Annotated in this window: 15 protein-coding genes; 11 read left to right on the forward strand and 4 right to left on the reverse strand. The window is 47.0% G+C overall.

Annotation, left to right across the window (positions count from 1 at the left end; all coding sequences use genetic code 11):
* Window positions 1-18: 18 nt before the first annotated feature.
* The 4 genes from AMJAP_RS09600 to AMJAP_RS09615 all read left to right on the forward strand — a co-directional run bounded on the left by AMJAP_RS09600 (window position 19) and on the right by AMJAP_RS09615 (window position 5,253).
* The gene (locus AMJAP_RS09600) at window positions 19-1,437 is read left to right on the forward strand and encodes an MATE family efflux transporter (RefSeq protein WP_019622241.1); all 1,419 of its coding nucleotides are present in this window, start codon (window positions 19-21) and stop codon (window positions 1,435-1,437) included.
* A complete protein-coding gene (locus AMJAP_RS09605; protein WP_019622240.1) occupies window positions 1,413-2,480 on the forward strand; it encodes a DUF3080 family protein in 1,068 nt (355 codons plus the stop codon). Before AMJAP_RS09600 ends, AMJAP_RS09605 begins: the two co-directional genes overlap by 25 nt.
* A 235-nt stretch (window positions 2,481-2,715) precedes the next feature.
* Window positions 2,716-3,288 carry a transglutaminase-like cysteine peptidase gene (locus AMJAP_RS09610; protein ID WP_019622239.1) on the forward strand — a complete coding sequence of 191 codons (573 nt, stop codon included), beginning with the start codon at window positions 2,716-2,718 and terminating at the stop codon, window positions 3,286-3,288.
* Window positions 3,289-3,318: 30 nt separating this feature from the next.
* On the forward strand, window positions 3,319-5,253 hold the full coding sequence (locus tag AMJAP_RS09615; RefSeq protein WP_019622238.1) for a bifunctional diguanylate cyclase/phosphodiesterase: 1,935 nt from the start codon (window positions 3,319-3,321) through the stop codon (window positions 5,251-5,253).
* A gap of 103 nt (window positions 5,254-5,356) precedes the next feature.
* On the opposite strand, the gene AMJAP_RS09620 is transcribed toward AMJAP_RS09615, so the two are convergent.
* Both AMJAP_RS09620 and tusA read right to left on the reverse strand, forming a co-directional pair.
* Window positions 5,357-5,806, reverse strand: coding sequence for a ProQ/FINO family protein (locus AMJAP_RS09620; protein WP_019622237.1), 450 nt, complete (start codon window positions 5,804-5,806; stop codon window positions 5,357-5,359).
* A gap of 79 nt (window positions 5,807-5,885) precedes the next feature.
* Window positions 5,886-6,125: a sulfurtransferase TusA gene (gene tusA, locus AMJAP_RS09625; RefSeq protein WP_026340169.1), complete on the reverse strand. Its 240-nt coding sequence runs from the start codon at window positions 6,123-6,125 to the stop codon at window positions 5,886-5,888.
* Between the two features lie 151 nt (window positions 6,126-6,276).
* Between tusA and AMJAP_RS09630 the strand changes: the two genes are divergently transcribed.
* Window positions 6,277-6,561, forward strand: a complete 285-nt coding sequence (locus tag AMJAP_RS09630; RefSeq protein WP_328701997.1) for an antibiotic biosynthesis monooxygenase family protein — start codon at window positions 6,277-6,279, stop codon at window positions 6,559-6,561.
* Between the two features lie 77 nt (window positions 6,562-6,638).
* On the opposite strand, the gene rlmM is transcribed toward AMJAP_RS09630, so the two are convergent.
* Both rlmM and AMJAP_RS09640 read right to left on the reverse strand, forming a co-directional pair.
* Window positions 6,639-7,700 carry a 23S rRNA (cytidine(2498)-2'-O)-methyltransferase RlmM gene (gene rlmM, locus AMJAP_RS09635; RefSeq protein WP_019622234.1) on the reverse strand — a complete coding sequence of 354 codons (1,062 nt, stop codon included), beginning with the start codon at window positions 7,698-7,700 and terminating at the stop codon, window positions 6,639-6,641.
* A 19-nt stretch (window positions 7,701-7,719) separates the two neighbouring features.
* Window positions 7,720-8,325 (reverse strand): alpha/beta family hydrolase, encoded by a 606-nt coding sequence (locus AMJAP_RS09640; RefSeq protein ID WP_019622233.1) that lies wholly within the window; start codon window positions 8,323-8,325, stop codon window positions 7,720-7,722.
* Between the two features lie 375 nt (window positions 8,326-8,700).
* On the opposite strand from AMJAP_RS09640, the gene ccoN reads away from it, so the two are divergent.
* The 6 genes from ccoN (at window position 8,701) to AMJAP_RS09670 (ending at window position 14,024) form a co-directional block, all read left to right on the forward strand.
* Window positions 8,701-10,131, forward strand: a complete 1,431-nt coding sequence (gene ccoN, locus AMJAP_RS09645; protein WP_019622232.1) for a cytochrome-c oxidase, cbb3-type subunit I — start codon at window positions 8,701-8,703, stop codon at window positions 10,129-10,131.
* 21 nt (window positions 10,132-10,152) lie between these two features.
* Window positions 10,153-10,773, forward strand: coding sequence for a cytochrome-c oxidase, cbb3-type subunit II (gene ccoO / locus AMJAP_RS09650; protein WP_019622231.1), 621 nt, complete (start codon window positions 10,153-10,155; stop codon window positions 10,771-10,773).
* Window positions 10,774-10,778: 5 nt separating this feature from the next.
* Window positions 10,779-10,964 (forward strand): cbb3-type cytochrome oxidase subunit 3, encoded by a 186-nt coding sequence (locus AMJAP_RS09655; protein ID WP_019622230.1) that lies wholly within the window; start codon window positions 10,779-10,781, stop codon window positions 10,962-10,964.
* On the forward strand, window positions 10,961-11,848 hold the full coding sequence (gene ccoP / locus AMJAP_RS09660; protein ID WP_019622229.1) for a cytochrome-c oxidase, cbb3-type subunit III: 888 nt from the start codon (window positions 10,961-10,963) through the stop codon (window positions 11,846-11,848). Before AMJAP_RS09655 ends, ccoP begins: the two co-directional genes overlap by 4 nt.
* Window positions 11,849-12,014: 166 nt before the next feature.
* Window positions 12,015-13,430, forward strand: a complete 1,416-nt coding sequence (gene ccoG / locus AMJAP_RS09665; protein ID WP_019622228.1) for a cytochrome c oxidase accessory protein CcoG — start codon at window positions 12,015-12,017, stop codon at window positions 13,428-13,430.
* Window positions 13,431-13,517: 87 nt separating this feature from the next.
* Window positions 13,518-14,024: a FixH family protein gene (locus AMJAP_RS09670; RefSeq protein WP_019622227.1), complete on the forward strand. Its 507-nt coding sequence runs from the start codon at window positions 13,518-13,520 to the stop codon at window positions 14,022-14,024.
* The last annotated feature ends 5 nt before the right edge of the window (window positions 14,025-14,029 follow it).

Genomic DNA, 14,029 nt, shown 5'->3' on the forward strand with positions numbered 1-14,029 from the left:
GATAATAAGCCGGAGCCTATGCTCCGGTTTTTTTTTGCCTTAGCCCCCTACCAACGGCCATGCTATCCATTGAAACACTCAAACCAAATATCATTTCAAGAGAGCCGCCAGATTCTTGCGCTAGCCGTGCCGATCATCATTGCGCAGCTATCACAAACCGCAATGGGCTTTGTTGATACGCTGATGGCAGCCCGCTATAGCACTGAAGACCTGGCTGCTGTCGCACTGGGATCAGGCATCTGGTTGCCCGTAATGCTTTCCCTCAGTGGCGTTTTGATGGCCATAACGCCGATGGTAGCCCAGCAGGTGGGCAACGAACGCCTGCGTAGAACACGTTCTATATTCAACCAGGGTGTACTGGTCTCGGTAATAGCCAGTATCGTCGCCTGGCTAGTGCTACGTAATATGGCCCCGCTACTCGAGTTAATGGATGTCTCCGGCAGCCTTAAACAAAAAACAATCAGTTATCTTGAAGCGCTTTCATGGGGTCTGCCCGGCATGATGCTTTATCAAACATGCCGAAGCTATTGCGAAGGTTTTGGCAAAACCAAACCGCTCATGAAAATAGGGCTTTTCGCGTTAGTCTGTAATATCCCGCTCAATTGGCTGCTAATTTACGGTAACTTTGGCTTTCCTGAGCTGGGCGGCGAAGGCTGCGGCTGGGCAACCACTATCGTAATGTGGGTGATGGCTATCCTATCAGTCATCTACCTTAAGAAATCTCACCACTTTCGCAAACTTAAGCTAATTAACACACCCAGATTCAAGCTCAAGCAGTTCTACAACCTGCTCCGCATCGGCATCCCTATTGGATTCACCCTGTTTATTGAAGTTAGTATGTTTACCGCTATCGCCTTATTGATAGCCCGCCTGGGTGAAACTGTTATAGCTGCTCATCAAATTACACTGAGCTTTACCGGCATTGTGTTTATGATTCCTTTGAGTATCTCAATGGCCCTAACTATCCGTGTAGGCCAGCGACTGGGCCAGGGTAGTAATACCGGAGCCAACACTACTGCGATAACGGGATTCGCAATCGTTTTCTGTACAGCCATTATCTCCTGCTCCTTAATCTCTCTCTTAACAGTACAAATTACCGAACTTTACTCCGAGCAGCAGGAGATCATTAAACTTGCCAGCAGCCTCTTACTGATAGCGGCTTTTTTTCAGATACCCGACGGAATTCAGGTTGCCGCTATTGGTATATTACGGGGACATAAAGACACCGAGACCCCTCTCTTGTTAGTCTTTATTTCATACTGGTTGATCGGCCTGCCCATAGGGTATTTATTAGGATTGACCGATATACTGACCCCTGCGATGGGTGCTAAGGGCTTTTGGATGGGGTTGGTCGCGGGCTTAACGATCAGCGCTATACTATTAATAATGCGATACCGGAGTATTCGCAAACAATGTCAAAATTTCGATACTGCCTGATCATTCTGATCCCCTGCATACTGCTGTCCGGCTGTGACAGTCAGCAGCCGGAACAGATGCTAGAAACCTACAGCAACCGCCTCGCTAACAGTCTGGATATTGATTCAGAACTGAATCTAAGCCAGCCTCTTCAACTCCCCCCGTATCCACGCCGCCGTGAACGCATAATACCTGTCACAGATCTGCGCCAAGGGCTAGTAGAGGTCTTAAACTTACGTCACTGCCAGCTATTAAACCTTATCGCAGAACGCAACAGCTCACTTGGCAAAGTCATGCAACCCTCTAAAAGAATGGTTTATGAAATCCGCCTATATAGCGGGCTCAGACGTTGCTTAAAAACCTTAAACAGTAACGACGCGGATATAAACCTGATTCAGCAGGTTCAGGCTATTTTTGTCGTTAAAGAAAGTGAGTTTGAAGCAGCCCTCTGGAATGGCATATTTACCAGTGAAGCTATCGAAAGAAATTTCTCCCTGTCAGAACCAGCATTACCCCTTGAAGGCGATAATGGATTCAGCCTAAGCCGACAGGCACTGAATGCACTCAACCAAGTAGCAAAACTAACTAACACTCAAGATCAATGGTCTGAACCGGACTCACTCGAACAGCTTGAAATCCATTACCAGAGCCTTTACAACAACCGCTATGGCAGTCGCTGGCTGCGCTCTATAAGCCTCATAAGACGAACACTGGAACACAGCACGGCAGTCATCGAACAACGCCTTGAACAACGCCCTCTCTGTTATCAGCAGCAAACAACACCGAAAGCCCGTATCGTCATAAACATTTTCAACAAATACTACGCAGGCCAGTTGCAGCCCTATATGGCACGTATAGATCGCGAGGGAAAACAGTGGCTTGAACTCAATCGTAATTTATTGCATAACTTCAGCAGCATTCCTCAACCGATGCAAAAGTACCACAACCTTATACTCGCGACAGATGCACCCCACTGGATAAGCTATATTCAGGCACGGGACCGACATACCCGCGCCTGGCAAACACTCTTACGACAATGCAATCTGATGCCAGGCTCCTCTTAGCCGATAACCCCATTTTGAGTAAATAACAGCAGCGCTAACTCTACAGCTGTGAAACAATGAAGATTCCCTTTGATATCAGAAGTGTTAAGCAATAATTCACGTGGCCAGAGACACTCTAAAGACTCAGCACAGATCTACCTCAGGCCGACCTTCATCACGCCTGTCAGCACTCTTCGGCCTTATTTTTCTTTCGCTTGCTTATAGCCTGACTGCAGCCCCTGACTTCAGCATTAAAATGTCTGAAGCTCAGATTAAAAAACTTGGCCAAAAATATGGTGAGATGGCTGAGCGCCGCCTGCGAGCATGGCAAAATCTTATCATCGATAGCGCCAGCCTTGATGAAGATGAAAAACTTCACCGGGTTAATCGTTTTTTCAATCAGCTCCGTTTTATCGACGACATTATTCACTGGAAGAAGAAAGACTACTGGGCTAGCCCGGTCGAGTTTTTAATCACTAATGGTGGTGATTGTGAAGATTTCTCCATCGCCAAGTATTACACCCTGCGCCAGCTTGGGGTGCCAATCGAAAAGCTGAGCATTGCCTACGTAAAAGCGCTCAAACTGAATCAGGCACACATGGTACTGACTTATTATCCGTCACCCGGAAAAACACCATTAATTCTGGACAACCTGATCCCTGAGATAAAGCCAGCCAACCGTCGCCTGGATCTGCAACACGTATACAGTTTTAATGGCGACAACCTATGGCTGTCAAAAAAAGGGCGTCGTAGCACCCTCGTAGGGACATCAGATCAACTGAAACCCTGGGTGCAATTACAATCACGAATGGAACATCAGGACTACTAACCTGATCTTTGAGAAAAAGAGGAATCACGCATGTCAATCGTTAATCAGCTAATGGCCGCCGTTTTAGCCGTACTGATCGGATTGGTTTCCGGCACGGTATACCTGATGTCCGATAGCTCTAAAGAGATGCTGATTCATCAGCTTGAGTCACATGGTCAGGATACCGCCACACATCTGGGGCTCTATCTTGCACCTTATATGGCAGAGCGGGATTTAGCCTCCATTGAAACCACGGTCAATGCTATCTTTGATAGCGGCTTCTACCAACAGATTCGGGTAGTAGATGCGAATAACCAACCACTCTTCGTTAAAAACACGCCCGCCAAAATCAGTGAAAGCGTGCCTGACTGGTTTGTTAATCTGGTTGAGATCACCCCGCCAGAAATGACACGCGAAATAACAAACCAATGGCAAAAGGCCGGCACCATTTTTGTTCAAAGTCGTGCAGGCTATGCCTATGAACAACTATGGCGTGGTGCAGAAAATACCTTTGCCTGGTTTGTCATGCTTTCGCTGCTCAGCATGTTCTTTATCAGCTTACTGATGCGTTACATACTCAATCCATTGAAAGGTGTTGAGAAACAAGCTTTGGCACTGTCACAGCAAAAATATATTGAGCAAGATAATATTCCCGGCACCCGGGAGCTTAAACAGGTAGTACTGGCAATGAACATGATGGTTCGTCGGGTTCGAACCATGTTCGATGAACAAGCTAAAAATATCGAGGAAATCAGACGTACCGCATACCAGGATGACCTTACCGGATTGGCAAATCAGCGAGCAACATTCAACCAGTTGAATGAACGTATCGATTACCGAAGAGACTTTGGAGCAGGAAACCTGATCCATCTACAAATTGCAGATCTCCAGCAACTCAACAAGGAACTTGGACTGGAAAAAGCGAATAACTTTATCCTTGCCTGCGCAGGCCAACTGAAAGAGCTGGCCAGACAGACAGAAGAACCTGTCATTGGCCGCATAAGCATCTCTGAACTCATCTTGCTTAGTGATATTACAGACCCCGACCAGTTACAGAAAGAGCTCAGTAAAATAGCCAACAACCTTCAGGATTGCTATCGCCAGCTAAACAACACGATTGAACGTAGTATTTTCTTTATCGGTGTCTCTGCCTACGATGAACAGGGCAGCTCGAAAGAGTTACTTGTTAAAGCCCGACAAGCAACGGAGAAGGCCTGTAACGATAACACCCCCCTATTCTGTCAAAATACTACTAGCCCTGAGAGCCAGGCAAACTGGCATCAGCACGTCAGCAACAAGATTGTCAGCGGCGACATTTTCCTCCAGGCTCAGCCCGTTAGAGAGGTAGCTGATCACAATGGCGTGCTCCATCACGAAATTTATGCGCGAATACTCAATCAGGATAATCATCCCTGTATGGCCGGCGAGTTTATCAGTGTTGTCAAACAACTGAACCTCATGACCGCACTGGATAAATCGGTATTGAATTTAGCCCTAGAACGACTCATCAAAGACCCTGATTTAACACTCGGCGTGAATCTGAGTAACGACTCAGTGCGCGATATGGATTTCTGTGACTGGCTCATCAGCGCAGCATCGACTCTGCCCCAGCCAGGGCACCTTTGTATCGAGATAAACGAAACCTCAGTACTAAACAATCTCAGTCAGGTAAACCTCTTCAGAGATAAACTGAAACAGTCTGGTATTCGATTTGGCGTTGATAATTTCGGTATAAACCCTGCCGGATTCAGCTACCTTTATACGGTCCACCCTGATTATATTAAGATCGATGGCTCGCTGATAAGAGAGCTGGACAGCAGCGCAGAAGATCGCTTCTTTGTCCGGAGTTTAGTCACGGTGGCCCACAGCCTCGATATCATGACCTATGCAGAACATGTCGAGCGAGATTCTCAGTTGAACCACCTGCGCCAGCTTGAGGTGGATGGCTCCCAGGGCTGGATTCACGGCAAGCCCGAACAGCTGTAAATACCGCTAGCTTTTCTGGTACTCAACGCCTTTCAAAGGCATAGATAGTGACCTTAAAACAAAAAAACCGCCATAAGGCGGTTTTTTTTGCTTAACAACGCGATCAACCTCGCTTTGTCAGCAGCATCTCAAGCTTATTATTAAGGCGCTCTTCCTTCTGCTTAACTCTTTGCTGAGCTTTATCTTCCTGCTGCTTTTGCTGGCGCAGTTTATTAATCTCTTTAAGCTGCTGCTTGGCGTGCTCCGCTTCTGATTCAGTGACAGCACCCGAGGCCAGCGCATCTAGACCAATTCGATCAGCGCCCTCTTTCAAACTCCGAAAGTAATATGGAGAACGAACATAAGAAGCAAGAGCCCGCTTAATTTTGTTTTTAGCTAATTTTTCATCAGCAATCAGATCTTCCTGAATACCAATTTTAAGTGGACGCATATTTTCCCGGTTAAAAACGTCCGGATACGCATCACACAGCAGTTGCAAGGCAGCTTGATTTGCTGCCCGATTTTTGGAACGGGTGCGGGATTTTGATTTATCCGCGATTTCTGTTGCTGTCACAGTAAGCTTCTCTCAACTGTTTATCGTGCGACCCTCAGGGCCTCTAAAATTATCGGAATTCGATCCCTAACAAACAGGATTACTCTCCCTTACGGATCAAATACAAAAATTGATTATCTACCGCTTCCTGAGCCAATAACTCATGCCCCAGAAAGGTACAAAACTTGGGGACATCTCGCTGCGTTGAAGGGTCCGTTGCAGTCAACTGCAACACTTCACCTGTTGCCATTTCGCGCACTTTGTTGTGCAACAGCATTACCGGCTCGGGACAGAACAGACCAGTTGCATCCATTTCTTTATCCGCTTTTACTTCAACCATCAGCAATACCTCTAATACATCAGGGGACATATTGTCGCAAATTCAGCCGCATAGAAAAACCCATCTTTTTGCCTGATAACATTTTACCCGCTTGATTTGAGCTATTATATTGAAATAAATGAAAATAATTTTGTTCAACTTATGGAGAGCCATGATGATTAGAGTAATAATTGAGCGCCATATTGCTGATGACCTGGCAGAGCACTATGAAAAAGCTGCCCGAAACACCTTACAAAAAGCGATGCAAGCCCACGGTTTCATTTCTGGTGAATCGTTAAAGAACAGCAATAACCATAATCACAGGTTTATCATGGCAAACTTTCGCACCCTTCAGGATTGGCAGCGATGGTTTTCATCAGAAGAGCGTAAAGAGATTATGGAAGCGATTATGCCAATGCTGGAAACTGATGAAAAAATCACGGTCCTTGAGCATTAACAACAAGCCGGAAACATCCATCGCAGTTTATATATGCACCACCATTAAGGAGAGTGGCCTTAATGGTGGCAGCTACATTAATTTCGGTCCAATACCCGAACGTGTACCGTAATTTCTTCACGATCATGATACAGATGCTTTGCAGCAACCCGAGCTTTAAGGCCGGCGGCATTCAGTTCATTATGCAAGTATTCTAAACAACCTTTAACTTCTGGGTAACGTTGTTTCATAGGGAGCTTCAGATTGAACACAGTCTCCCTGCACCAGCCTTCAACCAGCCAACGTGTCATCAGTCGGATAACACGGGTAGGTTTATCGACAATATCACACACCATCCAGTCAAATGATTTATACGGCTGATAGGTAAAGGCATCTTCTGTAAGGTGAGTCACCTGACCTGTTTCCATTAAAGATTCGGCCATAGGGCCGTTATCAATCGCCGTTACGAACATATTCTGATTCACCAGTTGCCATGTCCAGCCTCCGGGTGCAGCACCTAAATCCACAGCTCGCTTGCCGCTACTGATAAATTGATGCCATTGTTTTTGAGGTATAAACCAATGCCATGCCTCTTCCAGCTTTAACGTTGAACGACTAGGCGCTTGGTGTGGAAACTTCAGACGCATAATACCCATCGGCCAGGGTGCTGAGTTCGCAACCGGAGCAAAGCCGATATAAAAACGGCTGCCAGAGAGCGCAAAAATATGCAGCCGGTTTGCCGCTTTACGGGGCAGCATCCCCTGTTTACGTAAAGTTTGACTAAACGCTGAGCCAAAGCTATTGCAAAAACGCTGCATCTCTCGACCTTCAGTTGTGTCTGACGGTTCGACCCACAACTCATTACACTCTGGCAACTCGGTAACATAACCAATCAACGAAGCGATGCGATCATTTGTATCAACCTCATCAAGTATGGGCAGACACGCAATCCATTGCCGGGTAAATACAAGATCATGGAAATCGAGCTGCTCTACAGCCAGACTCGCGCCATCAGGCTGATGGCTTATAAACAGGGCGTACCCGGTATTCTCTTCCAGCTTGCAATAGCCATAGATCCCCTGTTGCTCACACAACTCACGGATTTCAGCAGCACATTCTTTCTCAAAACCCGGGCGGCAATAAAGCAGTAAGTGATTCACAGGGTAGTACCTCAACAATTCAATCAGGGATAATCGCGAGCGTGGATTCTACTGCATGAGCAATGTGTTCGTCCTGCGTTATTCCAGTTCTTTTCAATGGCTTTAGATCATGATCACCATCCTCAAGCCAGTGAACCGTAACGGAATCTGACAACTGATAGTCATCAACCACTGTTTGACGCCCCATCACATCCCGGGTGCCCTGAAAGATATGCACCGGTTTAGTCATTGAAACAAGATGTTCGGTTCTCGGTCGGTCCAGCTTGCCTGGCGCGTAAAAGGGGTAACCATATACGAAGCACCCCGCAACTCTTGGATCCTCCGACAACAGGGTTGCCATCCGCCCTCCCATTGACTTCCCTCCCAGCCAAAGCGGTATGCCAGGCTCCGCAAAAGACTCAATCATTCCAGAAAAAAAGTCTAGCAGCTTAGGTTGGCGGTCAGGGGGACGACGCTTACCGTCTATCCGTCGCTGTTGCATGTAGGAAAATTCAAACCTAACCACCTCCAGCCCCCCGGCCGCCAAACCTGCTGAAATCTGGTTCATAAACAGGCTATCCATTGGCGCTCCGGCACCGTGCGCCAACAATATTCTGCCTTTATCTGGCTTGCCTTCAATCAGCATTATTTATCCCGTTACTCTAGAAAGTGACAATTATGCCCCAGACAGCGCTTGATCCACATCAAGAAAATACAAAATAGTAACTTTTGATACTGGCTTAATAACGAACAACTTATGACCAAAACAGCAAAAACATGCACTTCATACTCTTTAATTAAAACCAACAATAACGATTAATAACGTTATTAATCAATTAGTTGATTAAAAATCAACTACTATAAATAAAGACAATAAACTTTAGTCCTATTTTTTTGCAGTGCGGCACTATGTCGCAACTAATACCGTTGACGCATTGAAATTTCATCGCTGTTTCAACATAATAGCCAGCGGAAATTTACTTTCTAAACCTTTCTAATAGCTTGTTGATGAGAGCCTGATATGAGCACAGCAGCTGAACACCCAACCTACAATTACAAGGTGGTGCGTCAATTCGCCATCATGACAGTGGTATGGGGAATTGTCGGAATGGCCGTTGGAGTGCTAATCGCATCCCAGTTAGTATGGCCTGCACTAAACTTTGATACTGCCTGGTTGACTTACGGTCGCCTGCGTCCGTTGCATACCAACGCAGTTATCTTTGCATTCGGAGGCTGCGCATTGTTCGCAACCTCTTACTACGTCGTACAGCGTACGAGCCAAACCCGTTTGATCTCTGATAAATTGGCAGCCTTCACCTTTTGGGGCTGGCAGCTGGTTATTCTGAGCGCAGCAATCACCCTGCCACTGGGTCTGACCTCTTCTAAAGAGTATGCAGAGCTGGAATGGCCGATTGACCTGCTTATCACTGTAGTCTGGGTTGCCTACGCTATCGTATTCCTGGGTACTGTGAAGATGCGTAAGACATCTCATATCTACGTGGGTAACTGGTTCTACATGGCATTCATCATCACTGTTGCAGTACTGCACATTGTAAACAGCGCAGCGATGCCTGTTTCTCTGTTCAAGTCTTACTCGGTTTATCCGGGTGCTGTAGATGCGATGGTTCAATGGTGGTACGGACACAATGCTGTAGGCTTCTTCCTGACAGCAGGCTTCCTCGGCATGATGTATTACTTCGTACCGAAGCAGGCTGAGCGTCCAATTTACTCATATCGCCTGTCTGTCGTTCACTTTTGGGCTCTGATTGCTACTTATATGTGGGCTGGTGGTCATCACCTGCACTACACTGCCTTGCCTGACTGGACTCAGTCTGTAGCAATGGTTATGTCTTTGGTTCTGCTGGCTCCTTCCTGGGGCGGTATGATCAACGGTATGATGACGCTATCTGGTGCTTGGCATAAGCTACGCACAGATCCTGTGTTACGTTTCCTGGTTGTTTCTCTGTCTTTCTACGGTATGTCTACCTTCGAAGGCCCGATGATGTCTATCAAGACCGTAAATGCTCTATCCCACTACACTGACTGGACTATCGGTCACGTACATGCGGGTGCTTTGGGCTGGGTTGCGATGATCTCTATCGGTGCGGTTTACCATATGATTCCACGTCTTTGGGGTAAAGCTCAAATGGCAAGCATGTCACTGGTAAACACCCACTTCTGGCTGGCAACTATCGGTACTGTACTGTACATCTGTGCGATGTGGGTAAACGGTATCCTGCAAGGTCTGATGTGGCGCGCAGTTAACGCTGACGGCACCCTGACCTATAGCTTCGTAGAGGCATTGGAAGCAAGCCATCCTGGCTTCTTCGTTCGTGCCCTGGGCGGTGCATTCTTCCTGACCGGTATGCTGTTAATGGCATACAACGTTTGGCAGACTGTACGCAAAGACAGCACAGCTCCTGCAGCTGACGCTTCTACGCAAGCAGCTTAAGGATCAGAGGAGCATATTGAAATGATCAAACACGAAACGATTGAAAAGAATATTGGCATCATGATCCTGCTGATCATCCTGGTGATCAGTGGCGGTGGCCTTGCTGAAATCGTACCTCTGTTCTTTAGCAATTCGACAACTAAGCCGATCGAAGGTCTGCGCACATACTCTGCGCTTGAACTTGAAGGGCGCGACATCTACATCCGTGAAGGCTGTAACGTATGTCACTCTCAGATGATTCGACCTTTCCGTGCCGAAACTGAGCGCTACGGTCACTACTCAACTGCCAACGAGCACGTTTGGGAGCACCCTTTCCTATGGGGCTCTAAGCGTACCGGTCCAGATCTGGCCCGGGTCGGTGGTCGTTACAGTGATGACTGGCATCGTGCGCACCTGTATAACCCACGCGACGTAGTACCTGAATCTAAGATGCCGTCTTATCCTTGGCTGTTTGAAAACAAACTGTCAGGTGCAGACACTGCCGCTAAGATGCAGGTTCTGGCTAAACTGGGTGTTCCATACACCGAGGAAGATGCCGCTGCCGCTCGCGAACAGGTTGAAGGAAAAGCAGAGATTGATGCTCTGGTATCTTACCTTCAGGCACTTGGCAAAACCCACTCTGTTTACAACAACAAGCGGTAATCAGAGTGAGCTACGAAGTTTACGGTCCTTACCTTCCGGTGTTGATGCTGATCACCTTTATCGGTCTATTTATCTGGGTTTTATTACCAGGTAACCGCAAAGGCTTTGACGAGGCATCTAACCTGCCCTTCGAAGATGATGAGCAGGATCAGCGGACTCTAGGAACTGATAACGGGAGAAAAGAACAATGAGTGCTTTTTGGGGCGCATGGGTAACTGTAATTACACTTGCAGTTATATTAGGATGTGCATGGCTGCTGCTTGTAACTCGCCGCAGCGAACCGCACAAAGAAGCGACCGAGGAAACCCTGGGTCACGCATTTGACGGGATTGAAGAGTTTGATAACCCTTTACCTGGCTGGTGGTTGAATATGTTTATTGCAACCATCATCTTCGGTTTGGTTTATTTGACCCTTTATCCAGGCCTCGGTAACTTCAAAGGAGTTCTGGGCTGGACGTCAACAAATCAGTGGGAAGAAGAGATGGCGCATGCGGAAGAGGTTTACAAGCCTATTTTCGCTAAATACGCAACCATGTCCATTGAAGATCTTCAGGCGCAGCCTGAAGGCTTGAAAATGGGCCAGCGTATGTTCGCTAACAACTGCTCTTTGTGCCACGGTGCCACTGGCGCTGGTGCACACGGCTTCCCTAACCTGACCGATAGTGACTGGCTGTATGGTGGTGCTCCGGCAACCATCCAACAGACTATTGCAAATGGTCGCCAGGGTGCAATGCCACCTTGGGGTGCGGTTCTGGGTGAAGAAGGTGTTCGCGATGTGACTAACTACGTTTTGTCATTGAGCGCATCCAATCACGATGCTGATGCAGCTGCTCGCGGTGAGCAACAGTTCCAGGCTCTGTGTACAGCGTGTCACGGTGCAGATGGTAAAGGCGTTCAGGCACTGGGTGCTCCTAACCTGACTGATGACATCTGGCTGTATGGCTCTACTTTCGAAAAAGTAAGCCACACAATCCGTACTGGTCGTAATGGCGTAATGCCAGCACACAAAGATCTGCTAAGCGATGATAAGATTCAACTTATCACTGCTTACGTGTACAGCCTTTCTAACAAGTAAGGTTCAGATCAACAAAAAAGGCGATATGATGCAAATCATATCGCCTTTTTTTACGCTTGAGCTTAACTACTGCAGCAAACCGAGTATAATATTCAAAATTCCTAATAAACCTTGTAGAGCTTGGTTTTGAAGGCAGAATTATGATTATTTGATGGTGAGGAATGGTATGAATCAAATACCAGTTAAGGATGTAACACCCAAGAGCAACAAGGGCGATGAAAGATACGACCTTTATGCAAAACGCGAACACATCTATGTAAAATTTTATAAAGGTTTTTTTAAAAATCTACGCACCATATCCGGCTTTATTATGCTGGCAATGTTCTACGGTTTCTCCTGGATTCAATGGGATGGTCATCAGGCTATTCTCTTTGACCTGCCAAGTCGTCAGTTTAATATCTTTGGCCTTACCTTCTGGCCTCAGGATTTCATGTTACTTTCCTGGCTCCTGATCATTCTTGCCTTTGTACTCTTTTTTGTAACCGTATTTGCTGGACGTTTATGGTGCGGTTATGCCTGTCCTCAGTTTGTCTGGACCTGGTTTTTCATCTGGGCTGAACGTGTCGCAGAAGGCGACAGAAACCAGCGAATGCGTCTTGACAAAGCCCCCTGGAGCGGCAAAAAACTTGTCAAAAAGGCAACGAAACACTTCCTATGGATAGCGATTGCAGCTGCTTCAGCTATTGCTTTCGTGGGCTATTTCACTCCGATTCGTGAACTCATACCGTCCGTTTTATCCTGGGACCTCGGCCCCTGGGAAACCTGGTGGATCGGATTCCTGACCGTAGCAACCTATGCCAACGCAGGCTGGCTTCGTGAACAGGTATGTATTTACATGTGCCCATACGCTCGCTTCCAGAGCGTTATGTTTGATCAGGACACACTGGTCATCTCTTATGATGACACCCGGGGCGAAAACCGCGGTAAGCGTAAGAAAAATTCTGACTATAAAGCCGAAGGCCTTGGTGACTGTATCGATTGCGATAACTGTGTCCACGTCTGCCCTGTGGGTATCGATATCCGGGACGGCCTGCAGTACGAATGCGTTGCCTGTGGCGCCTGTGTCGATGCATGTGATGACATTATGGATCGCATGGGTTATGAGCGCGGTCTGGTCCGTTATACAACCGAACACGCCCTGGAAGGAGGTAAGACTCATATCCTCCGGCCTCGCTTAATCGGATATTTCATCGCTATCTGCGCCATGTTCATCGCGTTCAGTTACACCTTGTATAGCAGGATTCCTCTGGAAGTTGATATTCTTCGTGACCGGGGTCAACTTTATGTTGAAGCATCCAACGGCATGATTGAAAACGTATATACTCTCAAACTTGCTAACAAGTCTCAGGATGATCATCGCTTTAGCATTCAGGTAACCGGTATTGATGGGTTGACCATGAGCGGAGCCAGCGAAGTACTTATTCGCGCTGGTGAATTACTCGACCACCCTATCAGTCTGCAAGCAGATCCCCGCTACCTGGAACGCCCCAACTACAACATAATGTTCAGGGTTCAGGCTTTAGATGATGAAAGCATTCTGATTAATGAGGAAAACCGGTTTATTGGTCCGGTATCGCACTAAGCAAAACTACCCTCTCTTAGCCGACTGAGTTAAAATAGCTGCCGGAATTATTTCCGAGCAGCTATTTCTTTTTTAATAAGGAATCTTATGACTGATCAACACTCCGGCCCATGGCATAAACAACCCTGGTTATGGTTCATTCTGGCGCCTCTAATCGCCACTGTTCTGTACTCAACTGTCTATATCACCGCCTCTATTGTCACCAACGATGGTGTCGTTCTTGATGAGTACACCAAAAAAGCGAAAGCGTTTCATGCTGATAACTCACGTATCGAAGCAGCACGTAACATAGGACTATATGGCGACCTGAAGCTGGATCAATTAACCGGCGATGTCGTTGTTAAACTTAATACCTCAAAAGCCGGTTCACTACCGCCTCAGCTGGAATTGATTATTGGCCACCCTTCCAGAGCATCACTGGACATTCTGGTACCCCTGCGTGAACTTCAGTCTGGTTACTATACCGGCTCTCTCGATAAAACCTTACAAGGCCGTAAGTTTTTGATTATTCAACCCGCTGATAAAGCGTGGCAACTAAGACTTGAAGTAGAACCGCCTTACGACGAGCAGATTTTTAAACTCGGCTCTGAGTAAACGCT

This window comes from Amphritea japonica ATCC BAA-1530, from assembly GCF_016592435.1.
Taxonomy (GTDB): domain Bacteria; phylum Pseudomonadota; class Gammaproteobacteria; order Pseudomonadales; family Balneatricaceae; genus Amphritea; species Amphritea japonica.